We start from the raw sequence: 16430 nt of genomic DNA, 5'->3' as shown, positions 1-16430 counted from the left end.
GAATTAACGTTAAAACACAGCTAAGGGTTTAAAAGGCCAAAGTGAAATTAATTCATATGCAACATGACCAAAATGCCATTGAGTACGTACACATTTATAAGTAATCATTTGGACGTCTAGACGTATTCAGGACTCCCAGCATTTCGAGGTATTCACATGTCAGGTCATATCAACCCTTTAATCACTCCGTTTTACGCTGATCAAGTTGGCAGTTTATTACGCAGTGAAAAACTCAAAGCCGCTCGCTTACAAAAGCAGAACAACGAGATTACAACAGAGCAGCTTATTCAAATCCAACGACAGGAAACGCGTCTGCATGTAGAGCAGCAGAAACTGGCTGGCCTTACCGCGATTACAGACGGTGAGTACTCACGAGCTTGGTGGCACTTTGATTTTCTTGAAGGTTTGAACGGCGTTGAAAGCTACACTCCTGAAGTTCCACTTAACTTTAAAGGCACAAAACCGAAAACTCACAGCATCAGAATCACAGATAAAATCAGCTTCAACCCTAACCACCCTTTTCTTGGCGATTTCGAATTTCTCAGCTCTTTGCTCGACCCAGCGCAGCATGTTGCCAAACAGACCATTCCAAGCCCAAACATGCTCTTCCTTCGCGGAAAAAATGTGGCTGAATGCTATCAGGATAATGAAGGAAAATTCATCAGCGACTTAGTTCAGACTTATCAAGACGCTATCAAAGCCTTTTACGATAAGGGATGCCGCTATTTACAACTTGATGACACCTCATGGGCGTCCTTCTTTTCAGAAGAAGGGGTTAATGGCCTCAAAGAGCTTGGTTACAGCACTGAAAAGCTACTCGCTATTTTTGAATACTTGCTGAATGAATCCATTAAAAACAAACCAGAAGATATGCTTATCACCATGCATATTTGTCGCGGAAACTTTCGATCAACCTACTTTGGTTCAGGTGGTTATGAAACAGCAGCAGAAACCATTTTTGGGCGACTTAAGGTTGATGGATTATTCCTAGAGTATGACGACGAGCGTTCTGGTGGTTTCGACCCTCTCAAATACGTTACCAGAAGTGACCTGTTCATTGTTCTAGGTTTAATTACCTCTAAATCCCCAGAGCTTGAACCGAAAGAATACATAAAATCACGTATTCAAGAAGCCACAAAATACATCCCCCTTGAGCAATTACGTTTGAGCCCACAATGCGGCTTCGCATCGACGGAAGAAGGCAATATCCTCACAGAACAAGAGCAATGGAACAAATTCAAACACGTTGTTGAAATTGCAAAGGAAGTTTGGGGCTAATTAGGTATATAAGGTGAGGTTTTGGAGTATATCTGTCTGACAAAGCAATATACTCCAATCAAAGTAACTCAATTAGACTAGAAGCTACTTATCAAAAATTGACGCTAAACATTCTGCAATAGGTACATCAGCAGGCGCCAAATTTTTCACCAAAAGGGCGGAAACATTCACCCATTCAAACTTATCGTGGTCGGTCATTACGAAGCTACTTCGTCGAAAATCGCAAGAGAAAGCAACTAACTCTATTTGAAACGTGCCGTAGTCGTGCAATACAGTTTTTAAATGATCCTTTACGTCAACTTCCATGTCTAACTCTTCGAGCAATTCTCGCTTCAAACATTCCTGTAACGACTCACCTTCTTCTACTTTTCCACCAGGAAATTCCCAATATCCCCCTAGTGATTTTTCTCGCTTACGTCGGCATACGAATACATATCCATCTTCATTAATTACAACTCCACAGGCCACTTTTACCGGAGAGTTACTTCCATATGACCTTGTTTTCATAACTACTACCTACTCAACTAAAGACTTTAAACATTTGTCATTATGATCCCATTTTTTGCAGGGTTCAAACGTTGTGCGAGCGAAATAAACGGTATACCGTATATCTTTACAGTATATTGTTCGCATGCATTTAGTGAGGGCCTATGGCACGAGAAGATGAAGATTTTTTTTATGACAAATTTGTTGTGGGAGAAAAGTATGATCGTATGAGCGTGATGAAGATAGGAGAAGTCACAGTTCCCCAACAAGCTCGCGACATTACAGGTATTACTCGCTTCAATAATTCTATCGTTCTATTCGTCACATTGGATAAATCAAACAAAGAGAAAGCGCACAGATACAACGATACATTTCTACTTGATGGCAAACAGTTTTTTTGGGAATCACAAAACTCAAACACACCGAAATCCCCCGCTATTCAAAATATTATCAACGGATATCCAGCTATTTTGTTTGTACGTATCCATGACAAAATAAAAGGCGTCACTCAGCCCTTTATCTTTGCGGGAAAACTAAAGTATCTGGAACACGACAAAACTAACCCTGTAGAAGTGCTATTTGAAGTAGAGAACTATCACAATAAACCAAATGCTTTACTGGGGAAAATTTACGCATGGAGTACAGATACCAAAGAGTCACTGCTTAGCGATTTGCCTAAAGCTTTAATGAAAGTCAAAAACTCTGCTCAAGGCAGAATGACTGATTCAAAAAAGAAGAAAGCTATCGAGCTGCATGCTATGAAAGTTGCGATTGAGTATTACCAACAATTGGGATATGACGTAAAGGATACATCATCTAACTGTCCCTACGATTTAGAGTGTTTTCAAAACGAGTCTTTTCGCCGAGTTGAAGTAAAAGGGACAATGTCTACAGGTCAGTTTGTTAACGTCACAAGAAATGAAGTACAAGACGCACTTTCTGAAAATTGTGAGACGGATTTATTCATTGTTAGTGGTATCGAAGTGTCGGTTATGAGTGCTGGAGAATATATAACTGACGGAGGAAAAATTAGGCTAATTACAAACTGGAAACCTAAAGCGGAAGATCTTGAGCCGACCATGTACAGATATAACGCTGGGTAAAAAAGAGCCGCAAAAAGCGGCTCTCAATAACTCGGTTTTTGTTGATACAACCATAAAGTGATATTCGTGTTTCCCTATATTTCAGTTAGTTATCAAAAATACAACCATACATTGATATCAACGAATACAACCATAAATTGATATTTTTGTGATGCAGTATATTTGAGAGTAAAACTTGTGTAGGAAACTTTCTTACCAAAATATGAACTTGTATTCCCCCTCACCTCACGAACTAATCGAGTCACTAGTTAACTTATGACAAGGTCGCTTGGTAAATAAGAGATGGCAGACAGTTTTATATCATAGGCGATTTGAAATATTTGAGGCTGTAGCTTGCAGCCAATTTATATACTTTGATTTATTTTCTTCATTAAACCGAAAAACAGGAAGCGATATAGAAAGTGCTGCAATAACAGCGCCCATTGAATTACAAACGGGAACGGCAACACAGATAAGCCCTGGCTCTAATTCTTCATTATCTTCAGCATATCGCTGTTTTTTTACCTGCCTGAGATCTTTCAATAACAGTTCAATATTTTCATGAGTATTTTGAGTATGCCTAATATACTCTACCGGCGCTAACTGAGAGATAACCTCATTTATAGACATATTGCTCAGCAGAGCCTTTCCCATTGCCGAACAATATAGTGGAATACGCTTACCTGCTCTAGAATGCATTTCCAGATGGTGAGATGAATCCACTTTGTGTAGATATAGAGCAGAATGCTCATAGAGTACTCCTAGATGTACTGCCTCCTTCGTTGCTTCAGCTAGCTCTTGCATATCATCTTTTACAACGTCGATCAAATTCGTATATTCTCGCGCTTTTGAGCCTAACTCAAATAACTTTAGGGTTAATACATATTTATCAGCTTCTCCTTTTTGTTCAACGAAGCCTATAGATTTCATAGTCTGCAAAAATCGGTAAGTTGACGCTTTTGACATTTTAAGACGTTTAGATAGTTCTGATAATCCACTCTCATTTCGCTCTCCTAATGCTTGTAGAATAGTAAAAACTTTCAGAACAGAAGAAACCGAATCTTGCTGAATTAAATTATCCATTAGACTTTCCAACTTTTTGTTTTCTCTCAAAACATCCTTCGTAGAGTGGTTTTGAAGACAAAGCCTCCCTAACTAATCAAATAGCCGAGATAAATAAAGTCTGTAATCACTCAATAAATAGAGAAGAGAAAATGAGTTAAAGATTATACAAACGCGAGTTTCGATGTGCTGTAGTTATATTGGTATCGGCTATTCACACCATTTCGGCAAAGCTCGATTTCAACCAGAACGTCACTGACCCAGCTAACACTTTTAACCTTAGCTCCCCCATCCAGATCATGAAGAACAACCGAGTTAAATTGCTCTGATTGACTACGGACCACAGTGTAAGCGACTTTGCTTGTTGCTGGATTATCGAGGCCACTACATAGATACATTTGCGACTTTGGGTTTACGAATATTTGTTGGTTAAACTCGCTTTCGCCCTCAATTTGGTAGCGTAACGCTTGTTCATCAAAGCTTTTCTGAAAACAATTTTCTAAGCGAGCCAATACTTTCGAAAAAGGATTAATAGTGGGAATAAACGACTCATCATGGCAATGACTTCCTCTCACAATATAAGTCATATCCAGCGTTCTCTTGTTGGGGTTATGCACTTTCGTCAGATCTAGTACGCAATCGCCAAACCATATAAATGTCCTACGGTACACAATCCCTTTATAAGCTTCGTTATTCCATTGGTTAATTACATGGCTATCTACTTCCGGAGGAGGAGAATTCCAATCGGCAACCACATCTAAAAGGGTATAGCTGTCATTCTTATCGTAATACAGAACTTCTGGTGTATTGGGAGACTGGTTACACTCATCAACCGTCAATGTATTGTGGGTAGCACTATTCTTGTAGTAATTGTAATGCAGCTCAGCTCCATATCCGGTAGTGCCGAGGTCCGGGATAATTTCTTTGCCATTTCTGCATAACACCAGATTCAAGCGATCGTAATGATCGTGTTCACCGCCAAAAGGAGCATGTTTTACCAACATAAAGTGATTACGTTCTTCATTGAACTCGCTGGTATATCCAGAATACGGTTTATGAGAGGACTGACATTTCAGTGAATCCACTGGCTTAAGAATATCAACACCGTATAAAAGCGCTTCAAGATTATGGCGATCTTCGAAGGAATAAATGTACTGTAATGCTTGGTGCAAAATCGTAAATGGATATTCTCTATATCCAAACTCAAACACCTCGGATTGAATCACTTGCTCTTGACCTGCGATACAATCATTCAATCGCGGGAATCGACCATTACTCATGATCAAATCCAACGGTAGCTTAATCATCTTAAGAAGATTTGGGTTCGCGCCTACCGAATAAGGCGTTTTATAGGCAATTTTCTCGTAAATCAGCAACGATTGGAGCGCATAGTAATGGTAGTGAATTGATCCTTCAAACCACATCCCTTCCCCAATAGCACCATGATTCAGTTGATAGTGAAGTCCGTAGTCTGAAATCAGGGCAAAGTTGATATAACGTTCATCGCCGAGTAAAAGACCGATGACACCGACTGCTGCGTTGATCCGAATCTCATGGTTATGGAGTTGAGGAGAACGATGAGCGATAAGGAACTCTGCACCTTCACGTAGCAGACTTTCTTCAATTTTTTCACGCTCAAATGACTGAATATCATCCCGAATAAAATCATAGCCTCGTGCGAAATTTAAGTGACAATTTGCTTCACACAATGTTTGAGCATTCGCTTTACCCGGACCGTTGTATGGAATATCTCCATGCACTTCATAATGGGGGTAGTTAATGGCATATTTTAATAAAATATCTTTAACTTTATTGAGGTACTTAGGCTCTTGAGTCAATTGCCACAATAGGCCAAGCTCATAACAGGCTTTTGAATTGAGATCATTCAACCAACGCCACCAAGCACCGTCATAGGGTTCACCCCGAAATACCTTGCCATCAACGGGACAACGATGCTCTTTGTCATTATGTCTGTCCCAAATGAGCCTGACACCATGTTTTGGGCAATAATAATATAAGTTCCAAGTAGCACGGGCATCCGGCGGCACTAAAGTGTCACTGGTCAGTATTACTTCGTTATCTTTAACGAGCTTGTTAATGATTGCCAACGTGGTCCGTTGGCGAATCTCATTTATTTCTTTCTCGTCAAATTGCAGCATAAATACCTCTAAGCCAAACCACTTAACTATGTAATACGTTTCTAATCAGCAAGCATGAAGAAAAATCATATTGAAAAAACACTTGTTCTTCATTGTTGGTAACCACAAAAGTGACACAGTTATCCTGCCATTGAGCATCATTTATCTGATAGTGACCACTCTCTAATAGATCATGTAAAACCAACGTATTTAATACCGATGATCGACTCGTGACTAGCAGATAAGCGAGGTCAGTGGTAGCTGGGTTATCCGGAGCATTGCCGACCAGAAAATCGCAACAACTATCCGTCACTACGGTTTGTTTGTAATCACTTTGCCCATCAATGCGGTATACCAGAGATTGTTCATAAACGCTCTTTCTCTCGTGGCAGTTTTTCATGATAGATAAAGGACCATCCAAGGTGTTTTCAACAACCGTCCAGCTAGGATTCAACAGATGTTGCCCGCGGGCATGATAAGTTAAATCAAGCCGTTGAGAGTCAGGATTGTGAACCGTATTTAACTCAATGAGTGCATCACCAAGCCATAAAATACAACGTCTAAACCTTACGTTCGCGTAAGCTTCAGTATCCCACTCATCAATGGTATGACTATCCACCTCTGCCAGTTTAGTTCCCCAGTAAACCTCAGTATCTACGAACTGGTAGCCATCCTGTTCCAGATACATATGCACAATTGGGTTAATCGGAGGTTGGTTCGCCTGATTCACTACCAATGTATTATGTGTCGAGCTGGTTTTGTAATACTGTTTATGCAGGCAGGCACCGTATCCGGTGGTCCCAAGATCTGGAAGTATCTCTTGCCCGTTTCTAACAATGATTAATCCCAACCGATCATAATGGTCATGCTCTCCACCGTATGGGGAGTGTTTTAATAAGTAACTGTTCTTAGACTCTGACTCATATCCCAATGTATAGCCAGCATCTCGCGCATGTATCGAGCTGCATGAAAGCATCTCTGTTGCAGCATAAGCGTCGTCACCATAAAGCAGAGCTTCAAGGTTATTACGGCTCATTGTCTGATAAATTGTACTTAACGCCTTATTAAACACCTCATTTGGAAAAAGCTTATTGGCAAACTCGAAGATATGAACATGGGATAATTCTTCCTGACCGGCGATACAATCATTCAGGCGAGGAAAATGTTTTTCTGTCATCAGGAGTTTTAACGGAAATTTAAGCATTCCTTTTAAGTTCGGATTGTTAGAAACCGAATACTCCGTATTCCATGCGACTTTCTCATAAGCCAATAACGCTTGTAAGGCATAGTAATGATAATGAATGGAGCCTTCAAACCACATTCCCTCTCCTAAACAACCTTTGTTTAGCTGGTAGTGCAACCCGTACTTAGAGTTCAACGCAAATTCCAAATACGCTTTCTCTTGGAGTAACAACCCAATAATTCCTATGGTCGCATTGATTTTCATTTCATGGTTATGAAGCTGGTCTGTGCGGTGCTCTATCAAGAACACAGCCCCCTCACGAAGAAGACGCTCTTCTATGAAGTGTTTGTCAGCATCACTTAACTCGTCAGAGATAAAGTCATACCCGCGAGCGAAATCCAGATGACAGTTTGCTTCACAAAGCGTCTGAGCATTCGCTTTTCCTGGTCCATTGTAAGGAATTCCGCCATGAACTTCATAGTCAGGATAATACTGAGCATATTGGAGTAAAATATCTTTAACCTTACTTAAATACTTAGGGTCCTGTGTTAGCTGCCACAGTAACCCAAGTTCATAACAGGCTTTTGAGTTCAGCGTATTTAACCATCGCCACCAAGCTCCGTCATACGGTTCACCACAAAACTGTTGATTATCAATTGGGCAAGCGTGTGTTGTTGGGCTATTTCTATCCCAGTTCAGCCGCACGCCATGTTCCGGGCAAAAGTAATACAGATTCCAAGTTGCACGGGCATCAGGCGGAACGAGGGTTTCACTATTTAAAACATCGAAATTATCTGCAATCAGCTTTTCAATCAGCTCATTGGTAACTTTCTCACGAATTCGTGTTATTTCTTGGGAAGTAAACTGCAACATAATTAATAACTTACTAATCTAAAATTCAAAAAACTGCTGAGCATTACGATAACAAACGTTTTGCACGGTAAACTTAAGAAGCTCCCAATCATCGGGGATATCACCTTGCAAAACCCAAGTGCTTAGCTGATTACAAAAAATGCGTCGAAAATATTCGTGGCGGCTTAAAGACAATATGTTTCTTGAATCCGTTGTCATGCCAATAAAACGTCCTAGTAGCCCCAGATTCTTTAAAGTTGTAAGCTGCTGTTCGATCCCTTGTTTGTGATCGTTAAACCACCAAGCAGGTCCAAACTGGACTTTTCCACCAGCCGAATCACTGTCCTGAAAGGCACCGCACAACGCGATTAGCGCAGAGTTTTCACTAGGGTTGAGATTAAACAGCACCATTTTGGGTAGTTGATGACTAACGTCTAACTCATTAAGCAGCAGACCTAAGTTTTTTATTTTTGGAAGGTCTGACATGGCGCTGAACCCCGTACCCGCCCCAACTTCCATCTTTCTGCGAGCATTAATGTTTGGTGCGACACCAATGTGGAGTTGAAGAGTCCAACCCAGTTGATGGCATAACTTGCCAAACTCAACAAAAAAGTAGCATTTGAATTTTCGTATTTGCTGACTATTCAATTCATGACCGGTGAGGACTTGCAAAAAAATATTTTCAGCTTCGTGTTTTGACGGCAACTCGAAGTCAACCTCTGTTAGTCCTAAGTCAGCTAAACGACAACCGTGAGAATCGAAGTACACCATTCGTTCTTTCACAAAAGCGATATACTCAGTCAATGTTGTGATTAAGTTGTTTTGTAATTTGCTGAGATTCAACAACATCAGACAAAACGATTGAATGTCATTAAAATCAAATAGTTCATCAGCTCGAAACGTAGGTAAAACCTTCGCGTTGATTTTTTCTGAATCGTATTCCGTTGCCAAAAGTGCGTGATACTTTAGGTCTTCCAATGGAGAATTTGTTGTGCACAGTACTTTAACGTCGAGTTGCTCTATGATTTTCCTATACGACAAGTCATTTTCTTGAATGTATTGAATGCTTTTAAACCAAATGTCTTGTGCTGTCTTTTCACTTACGATTTCATCAATATTAAAAAATCGACTTAATTCTAAGTGAGACCAATGATGTAATGGATTGCCGACTAAGTAGGGCATGGTTTCGCACCACTTAATAAACTTCTCATAGTCACTTGCACTACCAGTAATAAAGCTTTCTTCTATTCCATTTGACCTCATCGCACGCCAGTAATAATGGTCGTGTTTCAACCAACACTCATAAAGATTGTTAACTTTGCAGTCTTCATACAATAACTGCGCATCTAGATGATTATGAAAATCAACGATTGGAATAGATTTGGCAACGTGATGATAGAGCTTTTCTGCTAACGGGTTAGTTAATAGAAAATCATCATGAATATATGATTTGTTCATAATTCACCTGTTCTTAAGCAGAGCCTAATTTAATAGGCTCTGCATTTATTACGATTAACTATTAACTTGACGAGATTGTGCTATCTCTTCAGTAGTCCTTGCACTCTTAAGCAATAAGCCACCAACAGTTACGATGACCAAACCACAGAAGACAAATGCCATACGTCCCCAGAACGGATTCGGAATTAAGACCATTGCAGATACCGCAGCACCGAAGATTAAAATCAATTTGCCTAGCATATGACGTTGTTGACGATCCATCTCATCCTGACCAGCTTCTTCAATGACAGGAGTCTCAACGTCATTCCAGAATGCTTTGATTTCTTCTGCTCTTTCCTTCGCAGGCTCTTTGTAGAACTTGGTTGTTAAGCAGAAGAAACCACCTGTAATAAATAGATGTCCGATGATACCTGCCATCACTCGCATGTCGGAAGCTTCACGTCCAGTAAAACCATTTTCTAAGCCAAGCCAATTTGCAATTACATCAGGAGTAATAACAAAACTAACCACATAAGAAACGACCATACCCACAACGAGTGTTGCCCATGCAGCCCAGTCCGGAGTCTTGCGGATAAAAATACCAAAGAACAACGGTACTAGAATTGGCATTTGAAGCAACGTACTTACATACATCATGGCATCAAATAGACTTAGACCACGTAGCGAGTTAATAAACAGTGCAACCAGAATAATTAATACACCGAATACTAACGTTACCACCTGGCTGACTTTCAGTAGTATCTGATCAGAAGCTTTTTTATCGACAAAGATTGAGTAGAAGTTGCGTACAAACACACCAGCATTGCGGTTCAAACCAGAATCCATAGAAGACATGGTTGCAGCGAAAACAGCAGACATTAACAGACCGACCATACCTGCTGGCATTACTCTTTCAACAAACACTAAATAAACTGCATCTGCTGCTTTTTTACCTAATTCAGCAGAGTGAGCCATTGCAGCGTCAGGATATAGAATAGCTGTAGCCCATGGAGGCATGAACCAAATAGCAGGTCCTATTAGCATAAGAACAAAAGCTAACAACGCTGCTTTACGCGCATTCTCTGAGTCTTTAGCCGTTAGGAAACGGTAAGAATCATTCATATTGTTAATGTTCTGTAATTGCTTAACAAACATGAAGATAAACCAGCTAATAAATAGCAATGGGTAATTCATGTTTGACCCCATAATCGAGTCTACAGGGAACTGTTCAACTAAATTACTTGGCCCACCAACTTTCACAATCGCCGCCACAGCACAAACAACCGTTACCGACATAATAACAACCATTTGTACAAAGTCTGACGCTACAACTCCCCACGAACCGCCAATCAGTGAAATAAACAGAACAATGGCACCCGTGATTACAATTGTTGTACTAATATCGACTTTAAAAACGGCACTTACAAACAATGCCAGACCGTTTAACCAGATACCCGTATAGACAATACTTGTTGGCATTGTTGCCCAAGTAAATACTTGTTCATTGGTGGCACCAAAGCGGCGGCGAACCCCCTCAATTGGAGTAATCGTACGCATCTGGCGAAAACGGTAAGAGAAAAACAACCATGACAGTAAAAAGCCAAACGCGTTAGCCATAAAAACAACCATGATTGGGAAGCCATCAGTAAATGCCTTACCAGCGGCCCCTGTAAAAGTCCACGCACTGAACTGTGTCATAAACGCTGTAGAGCCAACCATCCACCACAACATTTTACCGCCGCCCCGAAAATAGTCGCTCGTTGAACGCCCAGCAAATCGCTTAAATATAACGCCTATTGCTACCATAAAAACGAAGTATACGCATACTACAAGTATGTCTATATTCATTTTGTACTCCCATTAAAATTTGTTTTATTCTTATAAATAAAATGTGCTTATAAAATTTTCTGTAATTAAATAAAATAGAACTCTTTCACGCGTTAATTTTCTAATTTTATTTAAATATATAATTGGCAAGTTTTCATTCAATGTGACCATTATCACAAAGGTCGTTTATTTATGTGACATCGGCAACACTTTGTACGATATGAAACCAAATGATAAACACTGGATAGCTAAATTAATGTCCAATTAAAATAGCAAATTAATTATTTTTTCTTCATTCTCTTTAGATTGTTTTAATTCAGATAGTGCTTTATCGAAGATCTCGTCGTCATAAGCTCTTTCTGCATATAACATATTTTCGTATGCAATATCTTTTTTCATTCCTTTCAATTCTTTATACGGCCATTCATTAGGGGTAATAACATATTTGGCGATGTATTTATATCCATTATTTAAACTATGTTTGTCTACTTCGTAATTCCAAACATCAACACCAACTAGTTCACCATAATGTCCCAGCAAATTATATGCTTCTAGATTGAAGTTGGAGTAATGCCAAGGCTGTGTACGTTCAAGCTCAGCATGTTGTTGCCCTTCGGTATTGAAATGTCCACCGATCCGGCGCATCTGCGTCACTCTCAATCTCTTTTTCGCGAGATCTGGTTGCTTAGTGAAAATAGAAAAAGCAACCACTTGAGCATCAAACCATGTGCCGTGGTTGTTATGCCAGTTATCTTCCTCAAACCCGTTGTTACTACTAATTAACCAATCATTAAATTGTTTAAACCAAGAGACGATTTGAGCGTAATCTTGCTCCGATAAGCTCGGTTTAATGAGTTCAACACTGTCAACAACACCAATGAGTAATCGGCTATCAATGATTCCGATGCCACGACCATCAACAATGCCAGGGATTGCCTGAGCATAATTCATGTTCGGATTCATGCGAGTATCGGGATCAACAAGCCAAGCCTTCAGTTGTTCGACCGCTTTATTGGCATATTCTTCATTTTCCGTAAAGTAATACGCAAGACCTAATATTTTCACGTCGTTCGCAAATGAAATAAGTCTCTGCTTATCAGTTGCTGACGTTTTAGTATCCATATTATATTGACCGTCTTTTCTTATATAAGGCAATCCATCTTTTGTGTCTGGATTCGGCCACCAATAAGGACCAAAACTGTAATAATCATGTTTATCACCACTAGCGGGTAATAATGTTTTATTTACAACCGGATCAATAGCATTAGATAGAGCTTTATCTGCTTTCGATATCAAATTTTCATATGAAGAATTAACACCCACAAGATGATTTTTATTTTTCTCTAATACTGTCAAATCATAACTTATAGGAGATACTTTTAAATTTGACTCTGCGGCATTCACTCCAAGAGCCATAAATATAGAGACAGATAAAATCACATTCTTAAGTTTCATAATTATCCTTTTATAAAATAGACCATTTAAATAGTTTCTAATATTTAATTTAAATATAATTTCACAACACTTTTAAACTTATCGGTTTATTTGTTCGCTTCAAAAAACAGTAAAGCGTGATGCAGATAACACAAGCCAACCTAAAATGTGACATTACACACAAAAAATATAATGGTCATCTCTGCTTAAAGTGTCCTCGGAGGTTATGAATTTAGGGAAGTGTAAGTACTCGTACGCAGATCATCGATGCTGATTGGTTTCGACTTTTCTCACCAGCAACCGCATATTTAACAACATAAACATAGTTAAAAGATACTGATAGTCGTCCCGTTACTATTCAGCTAAGTTCAACTATCCCTAAGAGAAAGACAGTTAGGTAATATCACTCGTTCATTTCTGATTCGAAACTGTTGCCCAAGCCCTCTAGCACTTTGTCTCTAGAACTGAATTTTCTTAAGGTTCATTCCCTTTATATGTTCCAACTTGAGCTTCTTGATCTGTACTAAGAATAGTTCAGCGCAGGCTAAAGCATCGCTCGCCGCAGAATGCTCTAAATAATTTGGGAGTTTGTAGTGATTGCGCATGTCATTAAGCTGATAACTTTTATGAGAACCCGTTTTACCAGCGTAGCTGAAACGCTTTTCGACATGAATGGTATCTATGAAATGCGCTGGGAACGCATTGAGCTGATAGTTATGATCCAAAAATGTTTCAATAAAGCTTCTTTCAATATTGCAACTGTGGGCCAATATGACTTTACCTTTGGCTCGCTCTAATAATCGCTCAATACCCTGCTCGATAGAAACACCATCAGCCAAAGCTTGTGGTGTTAGTCCATTAATTTCAGCAGATTCAGCGTTGACGTACTCACCATTATCAATCAGCAACTCCTCAGAGCTGAAAAGGTCAATTTGCTCTAAGTTGAACTCAACCATACCAATCGATAGAACCTTGTCCTTGTGAGCATTTAATCCTGAGGTTTCGAAGTCGACCGCCAAATACTCTAGCTTGTCTAATGGTGTATTTAAATCCATCAAAGGCTGTGAGAGATACTCTTTGACAGCTGTCGGCCATTTATCATTAAACTCTATTGTTTTTCTTAACTGTTCTGCCGCCGAATGACACTCAGTCCCTTTAAACATACGACGAATCATGCTGCTACCCCACTAGGAACTTCAGTTTTGCCACATCCTGTAATTCACTGATAATTTTGAACGCATCTTTTAAATGCTTTCTTTCAAAACTGCTGAACTCATCAGGTGAAATATTGTTGTTGGGTACACGATTAGACAAAATTGCATTTAGCTGATGACGAAAACGCACCTGTATTAAGAATCGATATGCACCAATAATGTTCTGGCAACTGTCTTCAGACAAAGTTCCATGTTCAGCAGCATAGCGAAAACGCTCTTCTGTTCCTGTCAATGAACCACCAGCAGATAAGCTGAAAATTCGAGCTAAATCGATAATCAGGTTGAGCGCATATTTTTTAATATTCAGGGTGTTTGTGTTTTCACCACCTTTTTCCAAAACTAAACTATTAAAAATACTCAAAGGTGGTTGAGTTTCAATTGCATCACGCACTAAAGCTGGAATGAACCTACCGCTCTTTTGAATGCAGTCGTGCAAATGCTGTTGAATTTGTTCTACATAATCTCGGTTACCATATATAGAACGAACTTCTAGAAACACACTGATACTCAGTAGCTTGCTGTATTCTGGACTTGAAACCCACTTGCTGTAGTAGTCTTTCCAAACCGAGATTGGTTGACACCACTTAGGCGTTGCTGCCATGTATTTACCATCGCAAAGTGGATATCCACACGCAGCCAGACCATTACAAACCTTCATCGCTAAATGCATAAAATACGCTTTTTGTTCATCGCTCACATCGTCAGAGAGAACCAAAGCGCTGTCTTGATCTGAAAGCATATGCACTTCATTACGAGCATGTGAACCCGCTACAATCCAAGCATAATCACATGGTGGAGGGCCAAGCAGGTCTTCACTTAATTGTATAATTCTACGAGTAAATGCATCCATAATCGTCGACATCACACGACCTTGAATCTCAGCACTCACACCACTCTCAACTAAAGCTTGAAAAATGGTTTCACGTTCTTCTTTCAAAGCCGCTAGGGCGCTAATAGAGCTCGTGTATTTAATCTTCTGAATCAGAAATAGTGATTGCGTCCGGTGGTTATGGACAAGGTGCGTTGTCGTAAGTAATCCCACTACTTTCCTATCATTTACGACTGGTAGACAACGTATATTGTATTGCAGCATCAATGAGATGGCTTCAATCACTTTTGAGCTGCTTTCAACCAGCACAGGATTAGGGGTCATCACCATTGATATCGGCATGCCAGTATTAATACCGGCCGCGACGACCGAACGAGTCATATCCCGGTCAGTCACCAAACCAGCAATTTCGTTGTTTTTCATCACAACAGCACATGAACTACGTTGCCTACCACACATCTCGCGGGCAACATCTTTTATTGAATCATCGACATCAACGATAGAGATGTTTTCACTGGCAATTTCGCCAACTGTTCTGAAAAATAGTCCCTTATCCTCTTTACGAGCTACCTGATTGATCGCGGAACTCAGGCGAATATTCGCTTTGGCTGCAAAATAATCTTCAAATTCAGGGTGGCTTTCACACACATCTTTCAGAACTTTGTGCGGAATAAGATAGAGCAATGAATCCTCAATAGCTTCTGCTTGATAGCCGTCTTCAGAGTGCGCTAATGGCTGAAGGAATGTGAAACCAAACTGGTCTTCTTCACCCAAACGCGCTCGTAGCTCGCCTAGTGGTGTTCTTTGTTCGATTGCACCTGTTCTAATAATGTAGAGATAACGTTGTTCACACAAAGCACTGAAACCAATTACCTCGCCTTCAACCAAGTACTTAATTTTGATGGAGTTTGCGATTGTCTCAACAACAGAGGATGGTAACCGGTCAAAAGGATCTATCTTGACCAAAAAGCTCTGAATGTTCGGAGTAATTGAAGTACCCATATTCACCTATCTTCACCATTAACTATGAACTAAACAAATCTGTTGTCGCATCCGCACAATTATCACAGGAAGCATTTCAGCTTGCTCAACCATAAATCACAATATTAAAACGACGTTTTATTTATTGTGGTGATTGTATAGTAACCCACTTCGACTTTGCTACTAAAATGTATCAATGTTCATTCAACCTTTGTGTCCTTTGGCTAGTGGTTTAACAATCACCTACAACAATATGTTTTCAAAGGAAACTGTTGCGTTAAATTCTATCTACTTAATTTTATTAGTGTTCTTGTAAAACAACAATGTCCATATCACATTAATGAAATATCGTTTTGAATTTATTGATATTACAGTGTGTTTTTTGTATTATACAACCAATAGGACATTCTGATGCTAGTGTAAGGTCTAGCATTAATTTCCAATTTGGCATTATTGGTATAAGTGATGTGAACCAAATAACTCGCCTAGATAGAGACCAACTTTCGGCTCGAGCGGGCGTGTGTCTATATGTTGCTGCCATATTTATAGTCCTAAGCCTTGTCATTACTAGACATTGGCAGAACTAGGCCGGAAGCAACGTTGATTTGCGTTAACTTGCTTACCATC

At 39.7% G+C, this 16430-nt stretch carries 11 protein-coding genes; 2 read left to right on the top strand and 9 right to left on the bottom strand.

What is annotated here, in order from left to right; genetic code table 11:
* Positions 1-156: 156 nt before the first annotated feature.
* Positions 157-1278 (top strand): 5-methyltetrahydropteroyltriglutamate--homocysteine S-methyltransferase, encoded by a 1122-nt coding sequence (locus AAGA51_RS16685; RefSeq protein ID WP_042481042.1) that lies wholly within the window; start codon positions 157-159, stop codon positions 1276-1278.
* A gap of 84 nt (positions 1279-1362) precedes the next feature.
* Here the strand turns inward: AAGA51_RS16685 and AAGA51_RS16680 are convergent, their stop codons facing one another.
* Positions 1363-1785, bottom strand: a complete 423-nt coding sequence (locus AAGA51_RS16680; RefSeq protein WP_042481044.1) for a (deoxy)nucleoside triphosphate pyrophosphohydrolase — start codon at positions 1783-1785, stop codon at positions 1363-1365.
* A gap of 143 nt (positions 1786-1928) precedes the next feature.
* Here AAGA51_RS16680 and AAGA51_RS16675 point away from each other — a divergent pair, with 143 nt between their 5' ends.
* On the top strand, positions 1929-2867 hold the full coding sequence (locus AAGA51_RS16675) for a DUF3427 domain-containing protein (protein WP_052404545.1): 939 nt from the start codon (positions 1929-1931) through the stop codon (positions 2865-2867).
* A gap of 300 nt (positions 2868-3167) precedes the next feature.
* On the opposite strand, the gene kdgR is transcribed toward AAGA51_RS16675, so the two are convergent.
* The 8 genes from kdgR to AAGA51_RS16635 form a co-directional block, all read right to left on the bottom strand.
* Complete coding sequence (gene kdgR / locus AAGA51_RS16670; protein ID WP_042481047.1) at positions 3168-3929, bottom strand: DNA-binding transcriptional regulator KdgR; 762 nt, start codon at positions 3927-3929, stop codon at positions 3168-3170.
* A 143-nt stretch (positions 3930-4072) separates the two neighbouring features.
* A complete protein-coding gene (locus tag AAGA51_RS16665; protein WP_042481050.1) occupies positions 4073-6067 on the bottom strand; it encodes a heparinase II/III domain-containing protein in 1995 nt (664 codons plus the stop codon).
* Positions 6068-6089: 22 nt separating this feature from the next.
* Positions 6090-8102 (bottom strand): heparinase II/III domain-containing protein, encoded by a 2013-nt coding sequence (locus tag AAGA51_RS16660; protein WP_042481053.1) that lies wholly within the window; start codon positions 8100-8102, stop codon positions 6090-6092.
* Between the two features lie 18 nt (positions 8103-8120).
* Positions 8121-9539, bottom strand: a complete 1419-nt coding sequence (gene uxaC, locus AAGA51_RS16655) for a glucuronate isomerase (RefSeq protein WP_042481056.1) — start codon at positions 9537-9539, stop codon at positions 8121-8123.
* 54 nt (positions 9540-9593) lie between these two features.
* Entirely contained in the window at positions 9594-11366 is a 1773-nt protein-coding gene (locus AAGA51_RS16650; protein ID WP_042481061.1) for a sodium:solute symporter family protein, read from the bottom strand.
* Positions 11367-11609: 243 nt separating this feature from the next.
* Positions 11610-12800, bottom strand: a complete 1191-nt coding sequence (locus AAGA51_RS16645) for an alginate lyase family protein (RefSeq protein WP_042481065.1) — start codon at positions 12798-12800, stop codon at positions 11610-11612.
* A 437-nt stretch (positions 12801-13237) separates the two neighbouring features.
* Positions 13238-13954: an exonuclease domain-containing protein gene (locus AAGA51_RS16640; protein WP_042481069.1), complete on the bottom strand. Its 717-nt coding sequence runs from the start codon at positions 13952-13954 to the stop codon at positions 13238-13240.
* 4 nt (positions 13955-13958) lie between these two features.
* Complete coding sequence (locus AAGA51_RS16635) at positions 13959-15824, bottom strand: DUF294 nucleotidyltransferase-like domain-containing protein (protein WP_042481073.1); 1866 nt, start codon at positions 15822-15824, stop codon at positions 13959-13961.
* Positions 15825-16430: the final 606 nt, after the last annotated feature.

The sequence above is a fragment of the Vibrio diazotrophicus genome, from assembly GCF_038452265.1.
Taxonomy (GTDB): domain Bacteria; phylum Pseudomonadota; class Gammaproteobacteria; order Enterobacterales; family Vibrionaceae; genus Vibrio; species Vibrio diazotrophicus.
The sequence above is the reverse complement of the archived record's forward strand: the minus strand, read 5'-3'. Positions and strand labels throughout refer to the sequence as shown.

Bases quoted from the DNA above. Each gene is read 5' to 3' on its own strand.
- AAGA51_RS16685 (WP_042481042.1), top strand. From the start codon at position 157: ATGTCAGGTCATATCAACCCTTTAATCACTCCGTTTTACGCTGATCAA.
- AAGA51_RS16680 (WP_042481044.1), bottom strand. From the start codon at position 1,785: ATGAAAACAAGGTCATATGGAAGTAACTCTCCGGTAAAAGTGGCCTGT.
- AAGA51_RS16675 (WP_052404545.1), top strand. From the start codon at position 1,929: ATGGCACGAGAAGATGAAGATTTTTTTTATGACAAATTTGTTGTGGGA.
- kdgR (WP_042481047.1), bottom strand. From the start codon at position 3,929: ATGGATAATTTAATTCAGCAAGATTCGGTTTCTTCTGTTCTGAAAGTT.
- AAGA51_RS16665 (WP_042481050.1), bottom strand. From the start codon at position 6,067: ATGCTGCAATTTGACGAGAAAGAAATAAATGAGATTCGCCAACGGACC.
- AAGA51_RS16660 (WP_042481053.1), bottom strand. From the start codon at position 8,102: ATGTTGCAGTTTACTTCCCAAGAAATAACACGAATTCGTGAGAAAGTT.
- uxaC (WP_042481056.1), bottom strand. From the start codon at position 9,539: ATGAACAAATCATATATTCATGATGATTTTCTATTAACTAACCCGTTA.
- AAGA51_RS16650 (WP_042481061.1), bottom strand. From the start codon at position 11,366: ATGAATATAGACATACTTGTAGTATGCGTATACTTCGTTTTTATGGTA.
- AAGA51_RS16645 (WP_042481065.1), bottom strand. From the start codon at position 12,800: ATGAAACTTAAGAATGTGATTTTATCTGTCTCTATATTTATGGCTCTT.
- AAGA51_RS16640 (WP_042481069.1), bottom strand. From the start codon at position 13,954: ATGATTCGTCGTATGTTTAAAGGGACTGAGTGTCATTCGGCGGCAGAA.
- AAGA51_RS16635 (WP_042481073.1), bottom strand. From the start codon at position 15,824: ATGGGTACTTCAATTACTCCGAACATTCAGAGCTTTTTGGTCAAGATA.